Origin of the sequence: Steroidobacter gossypii (assembly GCF_016801985.1) — a bacterium.
Taxonomy (GTDB): Bacteria; Pseudomonadota; Gammaproteobacteria; order Steroidobacterales; family Steroidobacteraceae; genus Steroidobacter; species Steroidobacter gossypii.
On record NZ_JAEVLS010000006.1, the window covers coordinates 283,869 to 307,287 of the forward strand.

The 23,419-nt window shown below is 62.6% G+C and carries 16 protein-coding genes; 11 read left to right on the forward strand and 5 right to left on the reverse strand.

Going from position 1 to position 23,419, the window contains the following annotated elements:
- Window position 1 precedes the first annotated feature (1 nt).
- Entirely contained in the window at window positions 2–1,948 is a 1,947-nt protein-coding gene (gene asnB / locus JM946_RS24995; RefSeq protein WP_203170103.1) for an asparagine synthase (glutamine-hydrolyzing), read from the reverse strand.
- A 26-nt stretch (window positions 1,949–1,974) separates the two neighbouring features.
- Complete coding sequence (locus JM946_RS25000) at window positions 1,975–3,162, reverse strand: glycosyltransferase family 4 protein (RefSeq protein ID WP_203170104.1); 1,188 nt, start codon at window positions 3,160–3,162, stop codon at window positions 1,975–1,977.
- 144 nt (window positions 3,163–3,306) lie between these two features.
- Between JM946_RS25000 and JM946_RS25005 the strand changes: the two genes are divergently transcribed.
- Window positions 3,307–4,080 (forward strand): class I SAM-dependent methyltransferase, encoded by a 774-nt coding sequence (locus JM946_RS25005; RefSeq protein ID WP_203170105.1) that lies wholly within the window; start codon window positions 3,307–3,309, stop codon window positions 4,078–4,080.
- An 11-nt stretch (window positions 4,081–4,091) separates the two neighbouring features.
- On the opposite strand, the gene JM946_RS25010 is transcribed toward JM946_RS25005, so the two are convergent.
- From JM946_RS25010 to JM946_RS25020, 3 genes are all read right to left on the reverse strand, one after another.
- The gene (locus JM946_RS25010) at window positions 4,092–5,972 is read right to left on the reverse strand and encodes a protein kinase domain-containing protein (protein ID WP_218043105.1); all 1,881 of its coding nucleotides are present in this window, start codon (window positions 5,970–5,972) and stop codon (window positions 4,092–4,094) included.
- Window positions 5,973–6,043: 71 nt separating this feature from the next.
- Window positions 6,044–7,105, reverse strand: a complete 1,062-nt coding sequence (locus JM946_RS25015; protein ID WP_203170107.1) for an NAD-dependent epimerase/dehydratase family protein — start codon at window positions 7,103–7,105, stop codon at window positions 6,044–6,046.
- Entirely contained in the window at window positions 7,102–8,922 is a 1,821-nt protein-coding gene (locus tag JM946_RS25020) for a glycerol-3-phosphate dehydrogenase/oxidase (RefSeq protein WP_203170108.1), read from the reverse strand. The genes JM946_RS25015 and JM946_RS25020 overlap by 4 nt, the downstream gene beginning before the upstream one ends.
- 343 nt (window positions 8,923–9,265) lie before the next feature.
- Between JM946_RS25020 and JM946_RS25025 the strand changes: the two genes are divergently transcribed.
- The 10 genes from JM946_RS25025 to JM946_RS25070 all read left to right on the forward strand — a co-directional run bounded on the left by JM946_RS25025 (window position 9,266) and on the right by JM946_RS25070 (window position 23,418).
- Complete coding sequence (locus JM946_RS25025) at window positions 9,266–10,651, forward strand: pectate lyase family protein (protein WP_218043106.1); 1,386 nt, start codon at window positions 9,266–9,268, stop codon at window positions 10,649–10,651.
- Between the two features lie 200 nt (window positions 10,652–10,851).
- Window positions 10,852–12,384, forward strand: a complete 1,533-nt coding sequence (locus JM946_RS25030; protein ID WP_203170110.1) for an undecaprenyl-phosphate glucose phosphotransferase — start codon at window positions 10,852–10,854, stop codon at window positions 12,382–12,384.
- Window positions 12,385–12,411: 27 nt separating this feature from the next.
- Window positions 12,412–14,442 carry an ArnT family glycosyltransferase gene (locus JM946_RS25035; protein WP_203170111.1) on the forward strand — a complete coding sequence of 677 codons (2,031 nt, stop codon included), beginning with the start codon at window positions 12,412–12,414 and terminating at the stop codon, window positions 14,440–14,442.
- Window positions 14,443–14,458: 16 nt separating this feature from the next.
- Complete coding sequence (locus JM946_RS25040; protein ID WP_322110975.1) at window positions 14,459–15,901, forward strand: lipopolysaccharide biosynthesis protein; 1,443 nt, start codon at window positions 14,459–14,461, stop codon at window positions 15,899–15,901.
- A gap of 112 nt (window positions 15,902–16,013) precedes the next feature.
- Window positions 16,014–17,045: a sulfotransferase family protein gene (locus tag JM946_RS25045; RefSeq protein WP_218043107.1), complete on the forward strand. Its 1,032-nt coding sequence runs from the start codon at window positions 16,014–16,016 to the stop codon at window positions 17,043–17,045.
- Between the two features lie 235 nt (window positions 17,046–17,280).
- Window positions 17,281–18,588 carry an O-antigen ligase family protein gene (locus tag JM946_RS25050; protein WP_203170114.1) on the forward strand — a complete coding sequence of 436 codons (1,308 nt, stop codon included), beginning with the start codon at window positions 17,281–17,283 and terminating at the stop codon, window positions 18,586–18,588.
- 31 nt (window positions 18,589–18,619) lie between these two features.
- Window positions 18,620–19,756: a glycosyltransferase family 4 protein gene (locus JM946_RS25055; protein ID WP_203170115.1), complete on the forward strand. Its 1,137-nt coding sequence runs from the start codon at window positions 18,620–18,622 to the stop codon at window positions 19,754–19,756.
- A 3-nt stretch (window positions 19,757–19,759) separates the two neighbouring features.
- On the forward strand, window positions 19,760–20,950 hold the full coding sequence (locus JM946_RS25060) for a glycosyltransferase (RefSeq protein WP_203170116.1): 1,191 nt from the start codon (window positions 19,760–19,762) through the stop codon (window positions 20,948–20,950).
- Window positions 20,940–22,040 (forward strand): glycosyltransferase family 4 protein, encoded by a 1,101-nt coding sequence (locus JM946_RS25065; protein WP_203170117.1) that lies wholly within the window; start codon window positions 20,940–20,942, stop codon window positions 22,038–22,040. Before JM946_RS25060 ends, JM946_RS25065 begins: the two co-directional genes overlap by 11 nt.
- A gap of 19 nt (window positions 22,041–22,059) precedes the next feature.
- Complete coding sequence (locus JM946_RS25070; RefSeq protein WP_203170118.1) at window positions 22,060–23,418, forward strand: phenylacetate--CoA ligase family protein; 1,359 nt, start codon at window positions 22,060–22,062, stop codon at window positions 23,416–23,418.
- Window position 23,419 lies beyond the last annotated feature (1 nt).

Here is a 23,419-nt window from a genome sequence, read left to right on the forward strand (position 1 = left end):
GTCAACCTGCGCGACGCGTGTCATGTGCGTCCGCCACCAGTTCCCTGCGCAGGTCTTCTTTGGATTGGCCGAGAATCGACATGCGATACCAGATTTCGGCGTTGATCAGCAGCCACAGCCGATTGCCATGATCGGCGCGCTTCGCCAGGTGCTCGTCGACCAGCTGGCCGATCGCCTGGCGTTCGAGCACGCGATCCTGCACCAGCAGCGATCGTCTCAAGCAAGTCTGGTACAAGCGCGTGTATTCCGCTTGCAACAGATAGGGCAGGGCGGATGAGAATCCCTGCTTCGGGCGATCGAGAATCTCCGAAGGCAGGTAGCGCGCCGCGAGCTTGCGCTGAATGTAACGCAGCGTGCCGCCTCGTACTTTCATTGCAGCCGGCAGGCGGGCTGCGAAGCTGGCCAGTTCGTGGTCCATGAACGGGCTGCGAGCCTCGAGGCCATGCGCCATGCAGATGCGATCGGTGATCATCACGGGATGATTCGGCAGCCGCACCAGGCTGTCGGCGTACAGCATGCGATCCAGCTCGCCGCCTTCGGCTTCTTCATACGGCCGGCGAATGGCGGCCTCGGCATCCAGTTCAGGCCAGCGCTCCTGCACTTCGCGCGTGTACAGTTTCTGCCGCTTGTCGGCGTCGAAATAGAAATAGTTCAAGCTGGCCGCGTAACGCGCGCTGCCCGAATGAAATGAAAGATGATGCAGCCACCGCAGCTGATGTCCCAGGCTCTTGTACCACCCGGACTCCGGAATCATCGCCATCGCCGGCGCCAGCAACTTGCGCCGCAGGCCTTCGGGCAGCCGACCGTATCGAGCGGCGTACAGGTTGCCATAGTAACGATCGTAGCCGCCGAACAATTCGTCGCCGCCATCGCCGCCGATCACGACCTTCACGTGCTGGCGCGTGAACTTGGCCAATAGCCAGGTGCACAACGACAAGGGATCCGAAGGTTCATCCAGCGCCCACACCAGATCGGGCAGGTGCGCGGCGATCTCCGGCTGCACGCGCTGTTCGTGATGTTCCGTACCGAACAGCTTCGCGACCGCGCGGGCGGCCGGCGCTTCGTCGAAGCGCTGATAGCTCAGCCCCATGGTGAAGGTGGGCAGCTTGCTGACCTTGAGGTCGCGCGACAGCATGGCGACCAGCAGGCTCGAATCCATGCCGCCGCTCAGGAACGCACCCACCGGAACGTCGCTTTCCATGTGCAGGCGAAGTGTTTCCTGCAGCCTGGCCTGCAACTCATCCAGCAGTTGTGCCTCGCTGCCGGTCAGCTTGGGATTCTGTCGCAAATGCCAGTAACGACGGATGCGCGGCTCGCCGCCTGCTTCGAGCGTCAGCAGATGTCCCGGCGGCAGCTTGTGGATGTCTTCGTACATCGTCAGCGGCGCGTCGATCAGACGCAGACCCAGGTATTGATCGAGCGCCGCGAGATTCATTCGCGGTCGTCGGCGATCGAGCGCGCGTAGCGCCTTGATCTCCGAAGCGAACGCAAAGCCTTGTTCGCCGCCGCTGTAGAAGAACGGTTTCTGCCCGAGATGATCGCGAGCCGCCAGCAGGCGCCGCTTTTTCACATCCCACAAGGCGAACGCAAACATGCCGCGCAAGTGGTCCAGCAACTGCTCGCCGTGGCGCTCGTACAGGCCGAGGATGACTTCGCAGTCGCTGTTGGTCAGAAAGCGATGGCCGTCCTGTTCCAGGCGCTGCCGCAGTTTGCGGTAGTTATAGATCTCGCCATTGCAGACCAGCACCAGCGAGCGATCCGCGTTGTAGAGCGGCTGCTGGCCGCCGGCCAGATCGATGATGGACAGGCGACGGTGGCCCAGCGTTGCGTACTCGTCGTGGTGGATGCCCTCGCCGTCGGGGCCACGATGCTGGAGCGCGCCGAGCATGCGTTTCAGCGCTACGTCACGCTGCGGATCGGAGTTGATGAGTCCCGCAATTCCACACATTGGATGAAGTGACTGCTGACTGCTGACTAGGAAGAGGGAGAGGTCAGGCCGCGTGGCGTGCCGGCGCGGCGCTCGATGGCGGCATTGAAGATCGTTTCGTAACGCGCGGCGCAGGTGTCGATGAAATAATTCTCCACCAGTTGGCGATTGTGCCGCCCATAGCGCTCGCGTGCCTCCCGGTCGGCGTGCAGCTGGATCAGTGCACGCACGAACGCTTCCTGATCGTTCAACCTGACCACGTGCCCGGTTTCGCCGGTCACCAGGAAATCGGTCTGTCCGCCGCGATCGTAACAAAGCACCGGCAAGCCGAATGCCATCGCTTCCAGGAACACCAGGCCGAAGCCTTCGTGCTGACTGGCGGTGACAAACGCATCTGACACCGAGAGCGCGGCGTACTTTTCCGCATCGGAAACTTGTCCGAGCATGTGCACGCGATGGCGAACGCCGAGCTCATTGGCGCGGCGATCCACGGCCGCCGCATCAGGCCCATCGCCGACGATCACCAGGTGCGCGTTGGCGATGTTGCTGGCGGCGAACATGTCGATGAGCTGCGTGGTGGCTTTGCGAGCCACCAGGCGGCCGATGGTGATCATCACGAACGCATCGGCGGGCAAGCCAAGATCCTGTCGCGAAGCCGCGCTCACCGGTGGCGGCCGATCGATGCCCAACGGAATCAACTCGACCGGTCGCTGCACGCCATACAGTTCATTGACGTGGCGAACCGTGTCGCGCGACTGACCGACCACATCGTCGGCTGCCTTGAGCATCCAGCGGACCGCGGCACGTAGCGGCGCGTGCAAATGCGGAGAGCTGCCCTTGCTGGGATCGAACAGATCGCCGCCGTGCACGGATAAAACATTTGGAATGCCATGCCAGCGGGCGAGCGCATGCCCGAGCGGTCCGGTGGGCACCACGAAGTGAGTATTGATGACGTCGAAATCGTGCCTGTTGAAGCGCAGCCCGCGCAGCAGGCCCATCGGCAGATATGCCGCCATGGAGGGAAGATTCGCCACCGCCAGCTCCCGCCGGAAGAACACCGGAGCGCGCAGCACGCGCACCCCGCCATCTCGTGACTCCGAGCTTAGATCTCCTGCTCGTGAAGTGATCACTGTCACTTCATGACGACGGGCCAGTTGCCGGGCCAGCGCGGCCATGACCACGCCGCCGCCACCGCCCAGGGGCGGATACTCATAGTTACAAAATAGGATGCGCATCGTTGCTGAGCAGGAGCAAGTTCCATGCCGCCGCCGGACGCAGCGTCAGGAGTTCACTTCGTGTAACTTCGGGGAACCAAGCCGGCTCGAGCGGTATTTAGCCGAATGACCTCACGGTCGGAAATTTCCGGGGATCCAATCATCATGAGTGCTCAGCCCAACGTGACCGAACGCGCCATCACCGAGCGGGCGCCGCAACGGCGTGTGCTCGCGGCCCGCCTCGAGCCGTTCGATTCGTACTGGCAGGCGCCGGCCAACATCGAGGCCGGTTACCGCTCGTTTGCCGCCTACTATCGCGCCAACTATCTGCCGCATCTGCCTGCAGACAAGAACGCCAGGATTCTGGTGGTGAGTTGCGGGCCGGGCTATCTGGTCGATGTGCTGTCTCAGGCGGGCTATCGATCCGTGGTGGGCATCGATTCGGATCCGACCAAGGTCGAGCATGCGCGTCGGCGCAACTTGCCGTGCGAGACCGCTGAAGCGTTCCCGTATCTCGAGAACGTGCGTGGCGAATTCGACGTGATCATCCCAGAGCAGGAGCTCAATCACCTTACGCACCAGGAGACGATCGAATTTCTGCAGCTATGTCACGCCGCGTTGCGCCCCGGCGGCCGTGTGATCGTGTACGCGATGAATGGCGCCAATCCATTCGTCGGCGCTGAAAACCTTGCGCACAACATTGACCATTTTTACATCGTCACGGAATACAGCCTGGGGCAGCTGTTGCAGCTGGGCGGCTTTCGCGACATCAAGCCGTTCGCCTTGAAGCTGTACGTGTTCTGGAAGAACCCGCTGAACTACGTCGGCCTGGCGGTCACCAGCGTGCTGGAGCTGGGCATGCGCATCCTGTTCCGGATGTACGGCAAGAAGGTCAGCGTGTTGAGCAAGAAAGTGGCTGCGGTGGCAGTGCGCAGCTGAAGACGAGCGAATCAATCGTCGTCGCGGATGATGGCCTCGGCGCGCGCGGTCTTGCCCAGCCGCGCCGATTTCGGGGCGAACAGATCCACGAAGAAGTTCTCGTCCTCTTCCTTGAGCAAATCGTTTCGTAACGGCACATAGATCGCGCGTTGCGCCTGGCCGTCGGCGAAGGTCACCGTGCCGCTGGCGGCCGAAGCGAAATCGATGCCTGCATCGGCAGAGCCACTGACGGCCTTCCAACTCACAGTGACGCGTCCCGACAACGGCTGCCCGCGCTTGATCAGGAACACCGCCGCCACCGACGACTCACTGGTGACGATGCTGGATGACTCGAACGATATTTCGCTGACCGGCGCCGCCGCGGCGCGTGGCTTGGCCGCAGCCGTCGGAGTTGCTATCGCTGGTGTGCTGGCCGTTTCAGAGGTGGCCTCAGCGGCCTGGTCAGTCGCTGTCGGAGTTGCTGTCTGGGCTTCCGAGGTCGAATCCAGCGAAGGCGCTGCAGGCGGCGGTGCGCTGGTTGCCGTGGGCACGATGGCAGGCACCGCCGCGCCAGGTTCGTCGGTCGCATTCTGGCGTTGAAACGCGAAGTAAGTAACGAGCAACGCGCACGCGATGAAAGCGAAGAACCCCCAGCTGCGTTGCTTGGGCATGAGGTCGGCAGGCAGTTCGGAGGGCACGATTTCCTCGGGATCGACGTGATCGAGCGGCGGTGTTGCGGCCACCGGCGGCTCGGGATGCAAGCGGGTCAGCAGTTCCTCCACATTGGTGGGACGCTGCTCGCGCTTCCATGACAGGGCCGAGAGCAATGAGAGCCACTGCGAGGTCGAGAGGTTCCATGCTCGCGGCGGAATCTTTTGTTCGTCGCGAGCCTGCAACGAGGATTGCCGGCCGAACGGATGCTGGCCGGTAAGGAGCTCGTACGCCACGCAAGCAAAACTGAACACGTCGTCGCGCACATCGGGCGTTTCGCCACTGAGTACTTCGGGGCTCGCGTAGGTCGGAGTGCCGGCAGGAATGCGTGAGTCGCTGCTCATGGGGCCGGCGGCGGTGCCGAAGTCCACGATGCGCACGCCTTCTTCCGGCGTGATGAAGACGTTGCCGGGCTTGAAGTCGCCGTGCACGACATTCTGGCTATGCGCGTAGGCCAGGGCTCCGGCGCACTGACGCAGAATCTTGTAAGCCAGCGGCGTCGGCAACATGGTCCAATCGCGCAGCATCTGCGCTAGCAATTTGCCCTGGACCAGCTCCATGGTCATGAAACAGCGGCCCTCGTCCTCGTGCAGGTCGAGGACACGCACGATGCTCGGATGTGACAGCAGCTTGGCGTGCTCGAACTCATGCTTGAGGCGCCTGGCGGCGCGCTCTGGATCGCCGAGCTCGGGGCGCGGCGTTTTGATGGCCACTTGAAGGTTCGGCGCAGTGCCCTTGGCGGACAGCATGTCCCGTGCACGGAACACGATGGCGGTGCCACCGCACCCGATCACCTGCTCGAGCAAATATCGGTCACAGAGCACTTTCCCCGGAGCGAGCGCCGGCCGCCGCGTTTCAACTGCCTTCAGTGCAGGGATCTTGCGAGGCGCTGACGCAGGAGGTGCAACTTCAGGCTGCGCGACATCGCTGGTGAGCTCGGTCGAAGCTTTCGGCACGGGCGCGACGGCTCGCAACGGTACGTCGACTGTGATAGCGGCTTTGATTGGCGCTTCGGCGGGCGTTATGTCGACGGTCGGCGTGCTTAGCGGCTTCGCAGCCGCTGCCGTGTCAGTGGCGATTCGCGGCTGAGTCGCTGTCGCCAGCACGGGACGTGGCACGTCGCTGGGCACGATGTCGGCAGTCGCTGGTTCGAGATCGGCGGTGCTTTCTTCGTGGACGTCGGCGGTCGTGTCGAGGTCCATGGTGGCCGGCCGTTGCAGACGCCGGTGTCGCGAGCGAAACGTCGAACCGTGAAAGTGAGCGGACATAGTTTTCAAGCCGATTGCCTATCGGCGAGCTCCGTGACTGAGGGACGCGGCAACAGGCCGCGTGCCCGATACCAGCTGACCGTGTCGGCCGCGCCGGTGCGGAAATCGATCGCCGGATGAAACCCAAGCAACGACTGTGCCCGCGCCGTTGAAAAAACGAAAGACTTGCGAAAGAAATCGAGTCTCCTGCTGTGCAAAGGCGGCGCGATATGCAGCGGCGGCAGCGTGGTCTCCAGCACGCCCGCGGCCGCCACGAACGGCCACATCGGCAACTGCAGCCGAGGCGGCCGGCGCTCCAGCACCATCGCGATGCGCCGAACCATTTCCTGCGTCGTCATGATCTCGCTACCTGCTAACACGAATGTCCGGCCCACAGCGGCTGAATGTTGCGAGGCGAGCAGCAGGCCGCGCGCCAGATCGTCGACGTGGATGCATTGTCGACGGTTGCTGCCGTTGCCGATCATCACGAAGTGGCCACGGGCAATGCTTCGGAACAGCTTGAGCAGGCGTCGATCGCCCGGGCCGTAGGTCTCGGCGATGCGCACGATGCAGGTTTCGAAGTCCTGCTCGAAGGCATGCACCAGCGATTCGGCTTCGAGCTTGGTGCTGGTGTAAACGTTATCCGGACGCACCGGACTGTCTTCGTCCAGCAACGATTCGCTTGCATCGCCATAAACGCCTATGGTGCTCCCGTAGACGAAGCGACGGACGTTGTGGTCGCGACATGCGGCCAGCAACGTACGCACGGAGTCCACGTTGACGGCGCGAAAGTAGGACTCGGGCATCTCGGCCTCGTGTTGAGCGGCGGCCAGATGGATCACCGTATCCCGCCCGGGCAGCAGGCGATTGACCAGTTCGGGATCCTGCAGCATGCCCACTTCGACGCGGATGCCGGCGGCGCGCAGTTCCTGCAAGCGCTCGGCTTCGACATGCAGCTCGGCACGGCCGGTGGCCAGCACATCGATGCCGAGTTGATGGGCGCGTAATGCGAGCCGCGAGCCGATGAAGCCCGTGGCTCCCGTTACGAGCAGTTTCTGGGGAGACGTAGTATTCGGGAAAGCAGTCATGCCGTCGCTCTTACCGTGGTTTCTGCAAGCATCGAGCCATGACTCAGATCATGACTCTCACTCACAGGTTCATTCAGGGACGCTGTCGCATTGGCGCCGTCCGTGGCTCGAAGCTCAGTACGATCTGATGCAGCCGTCGAGCTGGAGTCGCGCGCTAAATGCCGTTGCAGAGTGTGTTCCGTCGTGGCGATCTCCCGATGCAGGCGCTCGGCTGACCACGACAACAATCGGCCCATCTCGGCCGCAGTGGCGAGCAACGCTGCCCGGCCTGGATGCGCACCGGCGGCAAGATCCGTCCGGCGCATGATCACATCGTCCAGGTGCACGGCCATCTCGTGGCTCACCGCGTGACGAACCTCGGCGGTCAGCGTGTTCGTGCCCGGCACATTGAGTAACGTCGACTGGCGGCACTTGTTCAACACCGCGCGATAATGAGTGCCGTGATTGCGTAGCAGGCCGTGCAGACTCTTCTCGTCGACGCCTGCGGGCAAGTCGCGACGTGCGTCGGCTTCGAACGCGGCGAAGTTTTCGATCTCGCCGCCCGGCAGCGCAATGCTGTCGGTGCGTTTCGCCGCCGGGGCTCGTTCCATCTGCTTCAGCAGCAAATCGAGCGCACGACCCGCGTCGACGCGCGCCATGGTGAAGCGGATGCCGACGAGGCTCACCAGGCCGCCGACGTTGTGAGTGCGACGATGATCCACCAGGCGCGATTCCTTGCCGAAGCTGAGCTCGGTCGCCGTGGCGGTCTCGCCGAACGGCACGAGGCCGCAATGGGCGAAGCTCACTTCGTCGGGCTGCAGTTGCAGCGTGGGATAGACGGTATTGATCTCGGCCATCCATTCCTCGATCTCGTGCGGCTGCACGCAGGCTTGATCGGGGAACTCGGGGAACAAGGTATGCCACACGCCGAGCAGAGTTTTGTCTCGCCACGGGGCGGCAAATAAATGGCGCGTCTGGCGCCCGAGCAATGCGTCCTTGTCGCGGCTCAAGCCTTGAATGGCGATGCCGAACGAGGAGGTGGGCGCGCGGTCGACGATGAAATAGGCGTCGCGCGAAAACGGCAGTCGCTGCGCCGGACCGAAATGCTCGGGGTCGTGCAATAAGTAATCGGCCCATGGCCCGGCGGCGTTCAATGTCAGGCGGGCGCGAACCTCGAATTCATCGCCGCTGAGCCGGTCCTGAACGCGAGCGCCACGCACGTTGTTACCGGACCAGAGAAACTGTTTCACCTCGGCGTAGTTGCAGACATCCGCTCCGGCTGCCGCGGCGCCCTTCACGAACGCGAGCACCAGCCGCGCGGCGTTGTACATCTGTCCATCCTCGAACACCACGGCGCCAGTGAGCTTGGGCGCCTCCAGGTGAGGAAACATTTCCAGCACTTCACTGCGCGACAGCAGCCGGGTATTGCCGATCCTACGTTCCGGATCGCGAATGCCGCGATTGCGGTCCAGGGTGAGCAGGTCGTATACGCGGGCTCCGGTACCCAGAAACGCTTTGCCGCTGCGTCCATGTCCGTAAGTGGGAATGGCGATGGGCAGAGGGCTCACCAGATGCGGAGCAATTCGCAACAGCGCGGATCTTTCGTGGCACGAGCCTCGCAGACGAGGCAGGTCTGCATGCTGCAAATAGCGGATGCCGCCGTGGACCATCTTGAAACATTCGGCCGAGGCGCCGCCGCCAAAATCGTTTCGTTCCAGCAGCAGGGTGCTCAAGCCGCGCAAAGCGGCATCGCGTGCGGCAGCCGCGCCGAAGGCGCCGCCGCCGATGATCAGCAGGTCGTATTCGCGTTGCGTGAGAGCCGCGGGTCTGCGTTGCATTCGTGCAAGTTCTCGGAAGGTTCAAGCCCAACGCGCGCGATGCACTTTCAGTGCCCGTCGCGCAGGGATTTTTTGGGCACGCCTCATGCGCCGCTCCGGAACGGGCGTAGCAGCCGTCTGCGAGACCGGCGACTGTCGCCGATGCCGGGCAGGGAATCGCCCTACGTAAACCACCAAAGACTGGGCCGGGCTTCAGGGCTTAGCCGATGTAATCGTTGCAACAAGACTTGTAAGTTTTCCCGCGAGTTGCAAGCGGTGCTCGAACCCACGTGTTTGCAAAACCTACCGGCTATGCAGGCCTCCAGAGGCCGCTGTTGAAACTCTTCATGGAGTAAGTACGTTAATGGCTACGAAGATTCCCGCCATGAAACCATTGATTCGCCGACTTGCCGCTGCGGTGGCGCTGGCCTGCGGGCTGGCGCCGATCGCCAATGCCGTGCCGGTGTTGCCCGGTGCGATCGGTCATGGCATCACCACGCCGGCCGGTCGCGGCGGCACGGTCCATCGCGTTACCAACTTGAATGCCTCGGGCGCGGGTTCGCTCAAGGCCTGCGTCGACGCCAGGGGCCCGCGTGTCTGCGTGTTCGAAGTGTCCGGCACCATTCGACTGGACGACGATCTCACGCTGCGCAATCGCTACATCACCATCGCCGGCCAGACGGCGCCGTCGCCTGGCATCACATTGCGTGGTGCAGGTTTGCTGGTGAAGACCTCCGACGTGCTGGTTCAGCACATCCGCGTTCGTCCCGGCGATGACGCCGGCGGCGAGCCGCCGGGCAATCGCGATGCTTTGAAGATCGAGGCGCCGGCGACTGCGCCGATCAGCAACATCGTCATCGACCACTGCACCTTCACCTGGTCGGTCGACGAGGTCGCGAGCGCCTGGCAGTACTGGAACAACATCAGCCTGATCAACAACATCTTTGCCGAGCCGCTGCACGACTCCATCCACCCCGAAGGCAAGCACGGCTATGGCGTGCTGCTCGGCCCGGTCGACGGCAATGCGACGCTGGCCGGCAACCTGTTCGCGAACATGCAATCGCGCCTGCCGATGACCGCCGCGACTCGCACCGTCATCGTCAACAACCTCATCTATAACTGGGGCAATACGGCGGTCGATCTGCAGAGCCGTGGCGATGTCACGCAGAATTCCGTGGTTGGCAACGTTTTCGTTCGTGGCCCGGATACGGCCAGCAACAATCCGCCGATCGGCTTGCGTGCTGACGCGTCGACTCTGCGTAACGGCGCCAAAGTGTTCCTCGCCGACAATGCCGGCGCTGGCAGCACTTCGGATGCGTGGTCGCTGGCGGGTTCGATCTACGGTTCCCTGCCGCTGCCGAACTTCCGCGCCAACTCACCGCTGGCCTGGCCGGCCGGCATGACGACACTGCCCACCTCCGACAACGTGGTGCGTGACCATGTGCTGCGCTACGCCGGCGCGCGTCCGGCCGATCGCGATAGCGCCGATCGGCGCATCATCGAGCAGACCCGCAATGGCACCGGCCGAATCATCAACTGCGTGGCTTCGAATGGCACCGCACGCTGCAATCGCAATGCTGGCGGCTGGCCGGTGTTGGCCCAGAACCGGCGCGCGGTGAACTTGCCTGCCAATCCGAACACGGTAACCGCAAGCGGCTACACCAACCTCGAGTTGTGGCTGCACCGGCAGGCGGCGCAAGTCGAAGGTCGCGCAGCCAATCCGCCGGAAGCACCGACGTTGAATCGGTAACTTCTACAACAACACGCTTGTAAATACGTCGAAGAAATCGGTGCGCTCGCTCGACAGGGGCGGGCGCCCCAGTAAGTTGTTTCGGCAAACACGGCAGATACGTCAAATCGTCGTGTTTCGCGCTCGTGGTACGCATCTTGCTCTCCGATATCGAAGGGACTCGTCCCGTCGATCATCTCGAGAGTTCGTGGATCCCATTGATGAGCGCAATTCCAGACAGCGCGGTCCGGCCTAGAGTGAGACTCGCCGGCGCGCCGCAGCCGCGGCTGTCACCAGTAAAACTTCCCGACACCAGCACGCCCTCTCAAGCCGCCGCCTACGACATCACGCCGCCGCTGCTGTTCAAGCGGCAGTCGGCGCTGGCCGCGATCTATTTCTCTTTACGCGCGACCGCTCCCGCGGCGGTGTCGATTCTTACCTTGTATGTGCTGGCCGAGCTGACCGGCACCGCGTCCACCGAATATTTCAGTGCGGTGACCATCATCGTCACCATTCTTTCGATCACGTTGTTGCAGTCGCCGCGTACGCCGGCGGCGGAATTGATCGCGCCTCGCCGGGTCGTTTTGCTGGGCTTGCTGGTGCGCTGGTCGGTGCTGTTGCTGGCGCTGCTGCTCATCGGTCTCATCGCAGGCTATCCCCGCGCTTATTCCACGCCGGTCATTCTGTTGTGGGCCGTGGCCACGCCGGCATTGTTGGTTCCGAGCATGCTGGTGTTGGACGAGATCGCACGTCGCGTGCTATGCCGGCCGAGCAACGCTCGCAAAGTCGTGTTCGCGGGCTACAACAAAACGAGTGAGCAGCTGGCCGAGCGCTTCGCGCGCCATGCCGAGCTGTGCATGCACGTGCATGGCTTCTTCGACGACCGGAGCGCGCAGCGGCTCGAAGCGGCCGACACTCACACCTTGCTCGGGCCGCTGTCGCAGCTGCCGGAGTACATCAAAAAGAATGAAATCGATGTGATTTTCATTGCGCTGCCGTTGCGGCACATCCGTCGTGTGCAGAACCTGTTGGACAAGCTCGGCGACACCACCGTGTCGCTCTACTATTTGCCGGATGTGATGATCTCCGATCAATTCCAGGCGCGCACCGGCGAGATCCTCGGCGTGCCGGTCATCGCCATGCGCGAAAGTCCATTCCACGGCTATCAAGGCGCGGCGAAGCGTTTGATGGATCTGGTGATCTCGGCCTCGGTGCTGGCGATCACCGGGCCGTTGCTGCTTGCGATCGCCGCGGCCATCAAGCTCACCAGCAAGGGTCCGGTGTTGTTCCGGCAGCGGCGCTACGGCCTCGATGGCCGCGAGATCGTGATTTATAAGTTCCGCACCATGACGGTCACCGAGGATTCGGGCTGGCTCGATCAGGCCAGTCGCAACGATGCTCGAGTCACGCCGCTCGGCAAATTCCTGCGCCGTTGCTCGCTGGACGAAATGCCCCAGCTGATCAACGTCCTGCAAGGTCGCATGAGCCTGGTCGGCCCGCGTCCGCACGCGGTCGGCCACAACGAGGAATATCGTCGCCTCATCAAGGGCTACATGGTGCGTCATAAAGTCCCGCCGGGCATCACGGGGCTCGCGCAGATCAAAGGCTTCCGGGGCGCGACTCCGCGGCTGCAGGACATGCAGGGGCGGGTGCACTACGACCTCGAGTACCTGCGCAAGTGGTCGTTGTGGCTGGACCTCAAGATCTTATTTTTGACCGTGCCGAAACTATTCAACACGGATAAGGCTTATTAGGACAACGAATATAAAGGGGTCATCCACATGCTGTCGGATGCTGCCAATCGCGGGTTGATTCCGGTGAGTCCTACCTTGACGGCCCACGTCGGCGAGCTCATGCGCTCGCTCTCGGATCTATTTCGCGTCACCGTGCCGCTGGAACGAGATCAGCTGGCGCATCGGGTCATGCTGCTGGTCATTGTCAGCGTCGGCGCCTGGCTGCGCTTCTGGGGGCTGGGCAACGTCGGCCTGCATGGTGACGAGGAAACCATGGCCATGGCGGTGATGAGCATCGTGCGCGAAGGCGCGCCGATCCTTCCCAGCGGAATGTTCTATCCGCGCGGCATGACGCAACTGTATCTCATGGCCGGCTCGGTGCAGTTGTTCGGCGAATCGGAATGGGCATTTCGTGTGCCCTCGGCGCTGTGCGGAGTAGCGGTGATCTGGCTGTCGTGGCTGGCGGGCCGTCGTTTCCTGCGTCCTTACTGGAATCTGGCGTTCGCGACCGCTGTGGCGCTGCTGCCATCGATGATCGTGTATTCGCAGACGGCGCGCATGTATATCTTTTTGCTCGCTGCCGTTGCCGCTTGCATGGTCTGCGTGTTCGCGTGGGAGCGCACCGGGCGGCTGCGTTGGCTGGTGGGCGGCGTGGTGGCGCTGGTGATCGGCATCGATCTGCAGGCGCTCGCCGTCACCGCCATTCTGTTGTTCATGATGCCCGGCATTCTCCAGGGCGATCTGCGCAAGCTGCTGTACGGCGGCGTCGCGGCCACGCTGGTGATGATTTCCTATCTGGTCATCAACGGCTGGGTGGATTCGCAATATCCGGTGCCGCCGCCGGAATACGCGGCCGATCTGGGCGCGCCGCTGTGGGATCGCAGCCGGGCGCCGCAGTCGTTCGCGCTGACCTTCGAAATCGCTTTGTGGATCGCGGGACTGGCGATCGCGTTCTTCGCCATTCATCTGTCGCGCGTCGTGCCCCAGCGAGTGGCGGCGATCAGCGTGGCGGCGCTGCTGTTGCTTGGCCTGTTGTCGCAATTGCAGCTCTACTATCACCTCGCCGGGCTGCTCTTCCTCATCGCCACCGTGATCGCGCGCCGTTATGGCGGGCCGCGTATCTGGCGCAGGCTGCGCATCTTCGCTCTGGGCAGCGGCATGCTGGCGTTGATCCATTTCAGTCTGCTGGCCTCGACGCCGGGCTCGCTGAAAAAAGTCATCGGCGCGCTGGTGGGGCAGCCGAGCATCTGGCCGTATTACAAGATTCTTTCGTTCTCCGAAGTGGCCGGCTTGTTGGCCATGGCTGCGCTGGCCTGGGGGCTGTGGCGTTTGATGCAGCGTCGGCGCGCCGCCGATTACGCACTGTTCGGGCTGCTCGGCGTGTGGATTCCGATGTTTACGATCGGTTACTTCGTGTGGAATCTGCCGCCGCGCTACACCGTTGCTTCCATGTTGCCGATGATTCTGTGCGCCTTTGCTTTCGCTCAGAAGGGCACGGACTGGCTGCAGGCGAAGCTGCAGGAGCGCAAGATGGCGCGGCTCCAGGGTAAGCCGCTACAAGCAGTCGCGGCCGCCGTGACGGCCACGTTGGTAGTGAATCCGATGGTGGTCGCCGATACAGTGAACTCGGGTTACGAGTCGCACCCGGATCACAAGGGCGCGGCGGAATTCATCAAGGCGCAACAGATCGTCGAGGAGGATGTGATCATCGCCGAAGACGTGTTGCAACAGACTTATTATCTGGGCGGCGTCGACTACTGGCTGATGAGCCGGCATCACGCCCGTCGTTACGTGGAGCTGGTCGACGGCAAGATCCGGGATTTCTACACCGGCGCCGGCGTGATCAGCAGCGCGAAGATGCTCGAGGACCTGCTGCGCGAGGAGCGTGGCCATCGCATCTTCGTCATCGGTAGCGGCGAGAACATGAGCGACAAACGCAAGGGCATGCGCGGCGACATGGAGGCCGTGCTGCGTTCCCCGCAGTTCGAAGTCGTTTACGAGGGCCGGGACGGCCTGACGCAGGTCTGGCGCGCCACCGGCGCGTTGCCCTCGCCGAGCGCGCCCGCAGCTCAGGAGTAGAGTCATCGCCGGGTTAGTGAGTCGAACCGCGATCATTTCGATCACGCGGTTCATGAATCAGGGGCTGGTGGTCATCAGCCCCATCCTGCTGGTGCGCCTGCTGACGGTCGAAGAGTTCGGCCGGTATCGCGAGTTCCTGCTGTACACGGGCTTGCTGACCACCATCTGCGCATTCGGCATCAACAACAGTTTGCTGTACTTCATCCCGGCGCGACCGCAGAACGTGCGGCAGATGGTGCGTCAGGCAGTGACCATGACGTTGGGCACCAGCGCACTGGTCGTGGGCATCACGCTGCTCGCGGACTATCTGTCCGGCGGCGCGATTCTGGGCGCCGTGGCGCTTCCGGTCGCGTTGTACGTGCTGCTGTTCGTGAACCTGGATTTTTGGGAGTACTACTGGCTGGCGCAGAAGCGTCCGGTGCCGGTGTTCGCGTACACCACGAGCCGGCTGATCGCTCGCATTCTGGTCGTGGTTACGGCCGCGACCATCTGGCGTGATGTGATGCCGATCATCTGGTCGTTGATCGCGCTGGAGGCCACGCGCATCACCGTTTCCTTCATCGCCTGGCAGCGAACCGGCGGCGATCTGGCCGATCGGGCTGTGCAGGAGTCATGTTGGCGCGAGCAGTTCCTTTACTGCCTGCCCGTGGGTCTGGCGTTGATCCTGGTGACCTTGAACAAGTCGCTGGGCAATCTGTTCGTGACCAAGACCCTCGGCGTTGTGGCACTGGCGCATTACGCGATCGGAACTCACATTCAGCCAGTCATCGGCGTGCTGCGTAACTCGGTGTCGGATGCCGTGCTGCCCGAGCTCGCGGCGTTGAAGAATACGAAGGGCGAGGGCGCGCTCGCGCTATGGCGTCGTTCCACCGTGGTGTCGATGATTCTGCTCACTGCGGCCGGCGTGGTGCTGTTCGAGTTCGCGCACACCTTCGTGGTTACGTTGTTTTCGCCCAGCTACGAACCGGCTGTGCTGATCTTCCAGATCTATCTGCTTGTGCTGGTGCGCGAGGTGTTCGACTTCGGCGTGGCGCTGCGAGCCGTTGGCAAGACCGCGCCCATCGTGACCAGCAGTCTGTTCGCCATCGTGTTGAATCTTTTGTTACTGATCACGGTGCTGCCACTGTGGGGCTTGCCTGCTGCGGCGCTGGCGTTCGTGATTTCGCGCTGGACCGAAGGCATGGTGCTCAGTCGCAGCACCATGCGTGCTTACAACATCGGCGTGAAAGATCTGGCGCGCTGGGGCGATCTGGGCCGCGTCGCGCTGGCGGCGCTGGTGGCTTCGGTGGTGTTCTATGGCTCGTTTTGGATCGACCATTTCGGGCTGATCGGCGTGGTGCTTGGCGGCATGGTGTTCATGAGCCTGTTCATCGTGCTGTTGCTCGCATTCCGAGTGCCCGAAGCCGTAGCGATGCTCGGTCGTCTACGCAAGACGGAGAGCCTGCCCGCCAAACCCTGACCCGTCCGACTGACGCCCAATGGCGACGTCCTGTCGTTGAACTTTGGGCACGCTCGAAGCATTGGCTTCCAGTGGTAACAAGCGGGTCACCTTGCATCACGAGGTAGTTACTTTGACACTGGAGCAATATCCCGAGCCTGTCGATGTGCATGCTTCAAGTGAAGCGGCCGTCTGGGAAGGGCCGCTGTTCATCGTGGGCATGCCGCGCTCCGGCACCAAGTTACTGCGCGGCCTGCTGAGCAATCATCCGCGGCTGCGCGTGCTCGCGGCCGAGACGGACTTCCTGCCGTTCATGGACACATGGGTTCAGCGTCACGGCAAACCGACAACCGCCGAGGCCTTTGAGCGGTTCGCGAGTGACATGAGCCGCGCGAACCACTACTTCAATTTCCGCCCGGCAGGGCGGGGCCCCTTCCGATGGCAGGACTGGCGCTCGGCATGCAACGGCAACTTCGGCGTGAGTGGCCTGTTCGAAGGTTTCGCCCGCTACGAGCTGGACGTGCGGCGCGGTTCGGGCGTGATCTGGGCCGACAAGTCGCCGGCCTATATCCGTCACATTCCGTTGCTGCTCAAACATTTCCCCACGGCCAGGATCGTGCACATCGTGCGCGACGTGCGCGACCACTGCGTCTCGATGCGCAAAGCCTGGGGCAAGGATATCCGGCGCTCGGCCTGGCGCTGGGGCAATGATGTGCTCACCGCGCATCGCCAATGCTCCAACATGCCGGAGCGCTGCCTGGAACTGAAATTCGAAGAGCTGTTGCAGGATCCGGAAGCGCAACTGCGCCGGATCTGCATGTTTCTGGATCTGGAATTTTTCGCCGGACTCGCCGTGCTGTCGCAATCGGTCGAGCAGCGTGGCTTCGCCGCCGGCCGCAACGAGATCGTTCGCGACAATTTCAGCAAGTTCGAAACCCGCCTGACGCCGCGCGAGCTGCTGGCGATCGAGTCGCTGGCGTGGCAGACCATGCAGGCGCTGGGTTACAAGCCGGTGCGAGCCGAGCAACAGGCGACGCTGTCGCCGTTCATGCAGCAACTATTGAAGCTGAAAGATGGCGTGCATCTGGTGGCGAGTGGAATGTCGCGACGAGGCGTCGCAGCCGCCGTGCGTTTCCATGCCACTCATCGACGCATGGCGGGATGAAACAGGCCCAGGCGATGTAAGGAATGAACCGCTCGTTGCAATAATTACAAGAAAGAACGGGCGCTCTGCTGCGGCGGGTGGCGTACGCAAGGCGCTTTTTGCTGGTATGCAACTTGCTCTGGATTGCAGGCGGCGGGGTCACCGAGGTGGATGAATACGTGCAGTTCAGGCAGAGCAATGATGGCGGGCGGTTGCGCTCGACTCACCGGGTGACGCGCCGGGGGAGTGCATTGTGATGCGTTTCCTGCTGGCGACTCTGACGCTGTTTCTTACCTTGAGCAGCGTGTTCAACTGGGATCCCGGCCCCGCGCCCGGCGTCAAGATCAAGAATTTCCTGTTGTACCTGCTGGTGACGGGGTTGGTGTTCAACTACGCCGTCGGGCGCAAGTTCAGGATTCAGCTGCCCGCCATCAACACCGCGTTCGTGGTGTTGATCGGTTACTCGATTCTCACCTATCTGGCCATCGTTCTGTTCATCGACTATCCCAGGTACGACATCCTGCGCAGCGCTCTCGACCTGAAGAATCGCATGGTCGACTACATGCTGTTCTTCCTGGTGTTCTTCTACGGCGCGCGCTCGGAGAAGGACGCGGTGTTCCTGCTGAAGTGCCTGTTGCTCTCCTGGATCGTGTCGCATGCCGTGGCCGTGCTGGACGCGCTGGGGTATGTGCAGATCGGCGACATCGAACGCCGCGGCGACGGACGAGTGCAAGGCGCGGTTGGCGAATCGAACCAATACGGCGCGTTCGTCGCGCTGACGCTACCGGCCGCCGTCGCCATGGCGGCGGCTGTGAAAGGGTGGTGGCGATGGTTCTGGATCGGCGGCGCCGTGCTCACCGCTTGTACGTTGCTGATGACGGTATCGCGCGGCGCATTCGTCGCCACGTTCTTTGCGACCGTGTTCGGCGCCTATCTGTTTCGTCGCTATCTGTCGATGGGCAAGATCGTCTCGTGGGGCATGATGGTCGGCGGTGCGATGCTGGTGATTCTGCTGGTGGTCAGCATCGGCTTCGGCGATCTGTTATACGAGCGCGTGATCGGTCAGTTCAGCACCAAGGACCTGGGCGGCACCTCGTCGGGCCGCACCGAGATCTGGACGACCGCCATCGGCATGATGTTCGAACATCCGCTCACCCTGCTCACCGGCTTCGGTTGGAATTCCTACTGGATCATGCCGTTCCGGTATTCGCCGCATAACTACTATCTGTCGCAATGGTTCAACCTGGGGCTGCCGGGACTGATCTGCAGCGTGCTGCTGCTGGTCCTGCCGGTGCGCACCGCCTTGCAATCCTTCGCTGCGGCGCCAGTGCACGTGCGCGCCTTGCTGGCTGGTTTCGTGTTCTCGACCATCGCTTACGCCACCGCCACGTTCTTTGTGGATCTTTATGTGCCCTGGATCTATTTCTGGGCATACGCCGGCGTCACCATGCGGCTCGCGATGATCGCGCGAGAGGCCGTCCTGGAACCGGCGGTCGTGGATCGGCCCGCGGTCGCGACTCAGCGACCCGATCCGTATGGCTGGATCGGAGCCGTCCGTCATTGATGTCCCATCGATGGGTTGTGTGGAAGCAACGATGAAGATTTGTATTGTCGGCCTCGACGACTATCCGCAATTGGCCGGGCTGAAGGATGCGAAATACGTGGGCGGCGAATCCGTCCAGCACGTGTTGCTGGCCCGGGCCTGGCGCGACCTCGGCCACGAAGTATCGATGATCGTGCACGATCACGGCCAGGGCCGCGTCACCGATGTCGATGGCATTCGTGCAGTTGCTCCATACAGGCGCGATGAGGGCATTCCGGTGCTGCGCTTTGCGCATCCACGCATGACCGGGATGATCAGCGCGATGCGCGAAGTCGACGCCGACGTTTACTACCAGTCGCCGGCGGGCGTGGCCACCGGAATCACTGCCTGGTTCTGCCGGCGCAACGGCAAGCGTTGCATCGTGCGCATTGCCTCCGACCTGGCCTGTATTCCCGGCAAGCAGCTGATCCGCTTCTGGCGCGATCGCAAGATTTATGAATACGGTCTGCGCAATGCCGATCTGATCGTGGCGCAGAGCGAACAGCAACGCACCCTGCTCGAGCAGAACTATGGATTGAAGAGCGAAGTGCTCGACATGGCGGTAGAGATGCCGAGCGGCCCGCAGCCCGCGAAGGACATCGACGTGCTGTGGGTCGCGAATCTTCGGCCGGTGAAGCGCCCTGAAGTGGTGTTGGAACTGGCGCGCCGCCTGCCCAATGTGCGCTTCACGCTCGCCGGTGGAGCGTTGCCCGGAGCCGAGGACTATTATCGTACGGTGCGCGAAGCCGCCAGCTCGATCCCGAATCTCACGTTTCCCGGCGCCGTGCCCTACACCGAGGTGGGGACCATGTTCAGCCGTGCGAAGCTGTTCCTCAACACCTCGGAGATCGAAGGCTTTCCGAACACCTTTCTACAGGCGTGGGTGCGCGCCGTCCCGGTGGTAGCGTTCTTCGATCCCGATTCGCTGATCAAGCAACGCCTGCTCGGACACACGGCCACCGATCTCGACGATATGATCGGCGCCATTCGGCGCTTGCTGGCGGACGATGCGGAACGACAGCGCATCGGCGAGCGCGCCCGTGCTTACGCCATCGCGCAATTCGGAGCGACGCGCATCGCCAGTCGAAATCTCGAAATGCTCGGCGTCCGCGACGCCTCACAAGTTCTACGCTACGGCACCAGCGGTTGAAACATGGCGAGCGCGCAACTACAGCTCGATCGCAACGTTTCCGCGCCGCCACTGGCGGCGAGCGACCATGGGCTGGACGTATTGTTCGTGCTGAACAATCTTGCGGTGGGCGGCTCGGAGCGAAAAACAGTTCGCCTGGCCAACGCCTTCGCGGCGCGTGGCATGCGAGTTGGCATTGCGTATCTCAACGAACCCACGACGCTGCTGAAGGACATCGCCCCCGACGTTGCTACCTTCTTCCTTGCGCGCCAGGGTCGATACTCGCTCAAGGCGAACGCCGCGTTGCGCCAGCTCATCGAGGAGCAGCGACCTCGCAATCTCGTCTCAGTGAATCTGTATCCGGCACTGTATGTCGTTACGGCTACACGCTGGTCGCGACATCGGCCGCGCACGATCGGCCTGATGAACACCACTGAGATGCGTCGCGGCGCGCGTTGGAAGCGCGGCTTCTACACCCGAGTGCTGCGATATCTCGATTGGACCGTGTACGGTTGCGAGCTGCAAAGGGATGCCTGGCTGTCAGCCGAAGACGCGATGCGCTCGCGCTCCAGCGTCATCTATAACGGCGTGGACCTTTCCAGGTTCGCGGCGGCAGGCGGCGAAGGCGCCACTCAGCGCGCCACTTATGGCATCGGCGAGAACGCATTCGTCGTGGGCACGGTAGGCCGACTGGTCGCCGAGAAGAATCAATTACCCTTGATCGATGCGGTCGCCGAATTGCGCGCATCGGGCGCTGATGTACATCTGATGCTGGTCGGCGACGGTCCCATGCGAGCGGCCTTGGAACAGCGGGCCGAACAACGAGGCATCTGCAGCGCGGTGACATTCACAGGCGCATTGCCCGACGTGCGCGCCGCCTTGCGAGCGTTCGACGTGTTCGTGTTGCCGTCGCTCTCCGAAACCTTCTCGAACGCTGCTTTGGAAGCGATGGCCATGCAGGTGCCCGTGATTCTGACGCGCACCGGTGGCGCGGCGGAGATGATCGAGAATGGTCGGGAAGGTTACATATTGGACGTGGCCGACCTGTCGCGCCAGCTTCCGCAACTGCTGAATCAGCTGAGACTCGACAATGTACTGCGCAGTCGCATGGCCGCCGCGGCGAGCGCGCGCGCGCGGAAGTCTTTCTCATGGGAGGGAATGGTGGCTGCTTATCAAGAAATATTCGGCGCACGTGGAGCAGTGAATGGTGCGTGAGCCAGCCAACATTCTGATGCTCGGTCCGGCGCTGAACGTGCGTGGCGGTGTGTCCGGCGTCGAACGCATCCTGCTCGAAGCCTTGCCCAAGGAAGTGCGCGCAGTTCACATCGCCACCATGGTCGATGGTGGCAAGTGGATCAAGACCCTGACGTTCGCGCAAGCGCTCGCCAGGTTCGCCTTGGAACTCCGCCATCGTCCGGACGTGGTGCATATTCACTTCGCCAGCGGCGCAAGCAATATCCGGAAGATCATCTTGGCGCGCATCGCGATGGCGCGAGGCGCCAGCGTCATCATGCACGCGCACGGCGCCGCCTATAAGCAACATTGGGCGAAGATGTCGCCGCTGGCCAAGTCGATCACTCGCGATACGCTGGCTCGGGCGCAACGACTGGTGGTGCTGGGCGAGCGCTGGAAGTCGTTTTTCGTCTCTATCGGCATCCCACAGCATCGCATCCTGGTGCTGCCGAACCCGGTGGTGTTGCCGGAAAAGGTGCCCGAGCGGCCCATGGGCGGCAAGGTGCGCTTTGTTTTCTTCGGACTGATTTCGGCTCGCAAAGGTCCGTTCGAACTGGTCGAGGCAGTGGCCAAGCTGTCGCCGGAGTGTCGCGCTCGTGTCGAGTTCATGCTCGCCGGCAATGGCCAGACCCAGCGATTGCGTGCACGCGTCAACGAGCTCGGTCTGCAGGACGTGATCGAGATTCGCGAATGGGTCGAACCGGCGGAGCGCGACCGGCTGCTGGCCGCCGCGCATGCATTCGTTCTGCCGTCGCACGCCGAAGGTTTGCCCATGTCGCTGCTGGAAGCGATGGCCTGGGGACTGGCGCCCATCTGCACTCCGGTCGGCAGCATTCCTGAACACGTGGTGGACGGAGTGAACGGGATACTGGTCACGCCCGGCGACGTGGCGCAGTTGGCCGCCGCCATCGAGAAGCTGGTGTTCAAGGATGAAGAGCGCATGCAAATGGGCCGGCTGGCGCGAGCCACGGTAGAACCATTGTGCGTAAAGGAATATTCGAATCGCATGTGCGCGGTGTATCGGTCGCTCGCCAACGGCCACGCCCAGGGCCGTCGCGTGTTGGCGCGCTGAGCACGAGATGGTATTGGGCATGCAAGCTCTGGTAAAAAAACTCAAGCTGCTCCAGGTTGGCGATACAGCCGTGCGTCGCAATCCGCTGTTCTACGCGGACGCGCAACGTGAGCTCGAGCATCTGGAGCGCGCTGACCTCAACGAGCGCCGCACGTGGACCCGCGATCGGTTGGGCGAGGTGCTGTGGCCGGCAAGTCGTAGCGGCTATGGGCACCTGGCGCGCGGGGGTAGAGACATTGCGAGCTGGCCTTTGCTGACCAAGGCCCAGGTGCGCGCCACGCCAGGTGCGTTCGCGGTGGGGTCGCAGCTTTTCACAGTCAAGGCCAGTACCGGGGGCACATCCGGCGCGCCTCTGGAGATCGTGCGCTCGTTGCGGTCGGTGGTGTTCGAGCAGGTGTGCATCGATCGGATGATGCAAAAGGTCGGCGTCGACGCGCGCTCCTCCAAGTGCGCCGTGTTACGCACCGAAAGCATCAAGGATCCGAACGACTTCAAACCGCCGTACTGGATCTTCGCCGGTGGCGGCAACCGGCTGGTGTTGTCGTCGACGCATTTGAAGGCGGCAACACTTGAACACTACGCGCGCATTCTCGAGCAGTTCGCGCCGGATTGTTTGCTGGGCTATCCCACGTCGCTTGAAGCGCTTTGTTTCCTGCTGCAAAGAACGGGGCGGCAGCTGCATATTCCAGCGGCGCTGTGCTCATCCGAGGTGCTGCATGGTCGGGTGTGGGCGTGCGCGCGCGAGACGCTGAATTGCAGACTGCTCGATTACTACGGCCAGGCCGAACGTGTCGCTTTCGCCTATGCGACCGCGCCGGGCGAGTATCGGTTTCTGCCAGGCTACGCACACGTGGAGTTCGAGCCTGCAGGCTTCGAGGGCGAGCACAAGCTCTACGAGATCGTCGGCACCCCGTTGTGGAATCGTTCGATGGCGCTGATCCGTTATCGGACCGGCGATTTGATCCGCGTTCCCGCGAGCTGGGGCGAGCGCGAGCTGGAAGAGCTGGCATTGGGCGTTAGAACGTTCTCAGGCGTGCTCGGCCGTGACAGCGACATCCTGATCACACCGGACGGCGTGAAAGTCACCGGCATCTCTCATTTCCAGCGGGACGTGGCCAACATCGTCCGCATACAGGTGATTCAAGAGAGCAGCACGCGGGTGGTCATCCTGGTGCTGGCGACAGGCGAGTACACGGAACGGGATCGCGAGCGACTGATGCACAACGCTCGCGAGAAATTGCCAAGGAGCATGCACGTAGAGATTCGCAGCGTGACCGCGCTGGAGCGCACGGCCCGCGGCAAGACACCTTTTGTCATTCATCGGCCGCCGGTGAAAGAGCTGCTGAACAATACGCGTGCCCACGGAAATATTGCGTGAG

What these genes read in the sequence shown, in the direction of transcription:
- asnB (WP_203170103.1), bottom strand. Translation starts at nt 1,948, where the DNA reads ATGTGTGGAATTGCGGGACTCATCAACTCCGATCCGCAGCGTGACGTA.
- JM946_RS25000 (WP_203170104.1), bottom strand. Translation starts at nt 3,162, where the DNA reads ATGCGCATCCTATTTTGTAACTATGAGTATCCGCCCCTGGGCGGTGGC.
- JM946_RS25005 (WP_203170105.1), top strand. Translation starts at nt 3,307, where the DNA reads ATGAGTGCTCAGCCCAACGTGACCGAACGCGCCATCACCGAGCGGGCG.
- JM946_RS25010 (WP_218043105.1), bottom strand. Translation starts at nt 5,972, where the DNA reads ATGGACCTCGACACGACCGCCGACGTCCACGAAGAAAGCACCGCCGAT.
- JM946_RS25015 (WP_203170107.1), bottom strand. Translation starts at nt 7,105, where the DNA reads ATGACTGCTTTCCCGAATACTACGTCTCCCCAGAAACTGCTCGTAACG.
- JM946_RS25020 (WP_203170108.1), bottom strand. Translation starts at nt 8,922, where the DNA reads ATGCAACGCAGACCCGCGGCTCTCACGCAACGCGAATACGACCTGCTG.
- JM946_RS25025 (WP_218043106.1), top strand. Translation starts at nt 9,266, where the DNA reads ATGGCTACGAAGATTCCCGCCATGAAACCATTGATTCGCCGACTTGCC.
- JM946_RS25030 (WP_203170110.1), top strand. Translation starts at nt 10,852, where the DNA reads ATGAGCGCAATTCCAGACAGCGCGGTCCGGCCTAGAGTGAGACTCGCC.
- JM946_RS25035 (WP_203170111.1), top strand. Translation starts at nt 12,412, where the DNA reads ATGCTGTCGGATGCTGCCAATCGCGGGTTGATTCCGGTGAGTCCTACC.
- JM946_RS25050 (WP_203170114.1), top strand. Translation starts at nt 17,281, where the DNA reads ATGCGTTTCCTGCTGGCGACTCTGACGCTGTTTCTTACCTTGAGCAGC.
- JM946_RS25055 (WP_203170115.1), top strand. Translation starts at nt 18,620, where the DNA reads ATGAAGATTTGTATTGTCGGCCTCGACGACTATCCGCAATTGGCCGGG.
- JM946_RS25060 (WP_203170116.1), top strand. Translation starts at nt 19,760, where the DNA reads ATGGCGAGCGCGCAACTACAGCTCGATCGCAACGTTTCCGCGCCGCCA.
- JM946_RS25065 (WP_203170117.1), top strand. Translation starts at nt 20,940, where the DNA reads ATGGTGCGTGAGCCAGCCAACATTCTGATGCTCGGTCCGGCGCTGAAC.
- JM946_RS25070 (WP_203170118.1), top strand. Translation starts at nt 22,060, where the DNA reads ATGCAAGCTCTGGTAAAAAAACTCAAGCTGCTCCAGGTTGGCGATACA.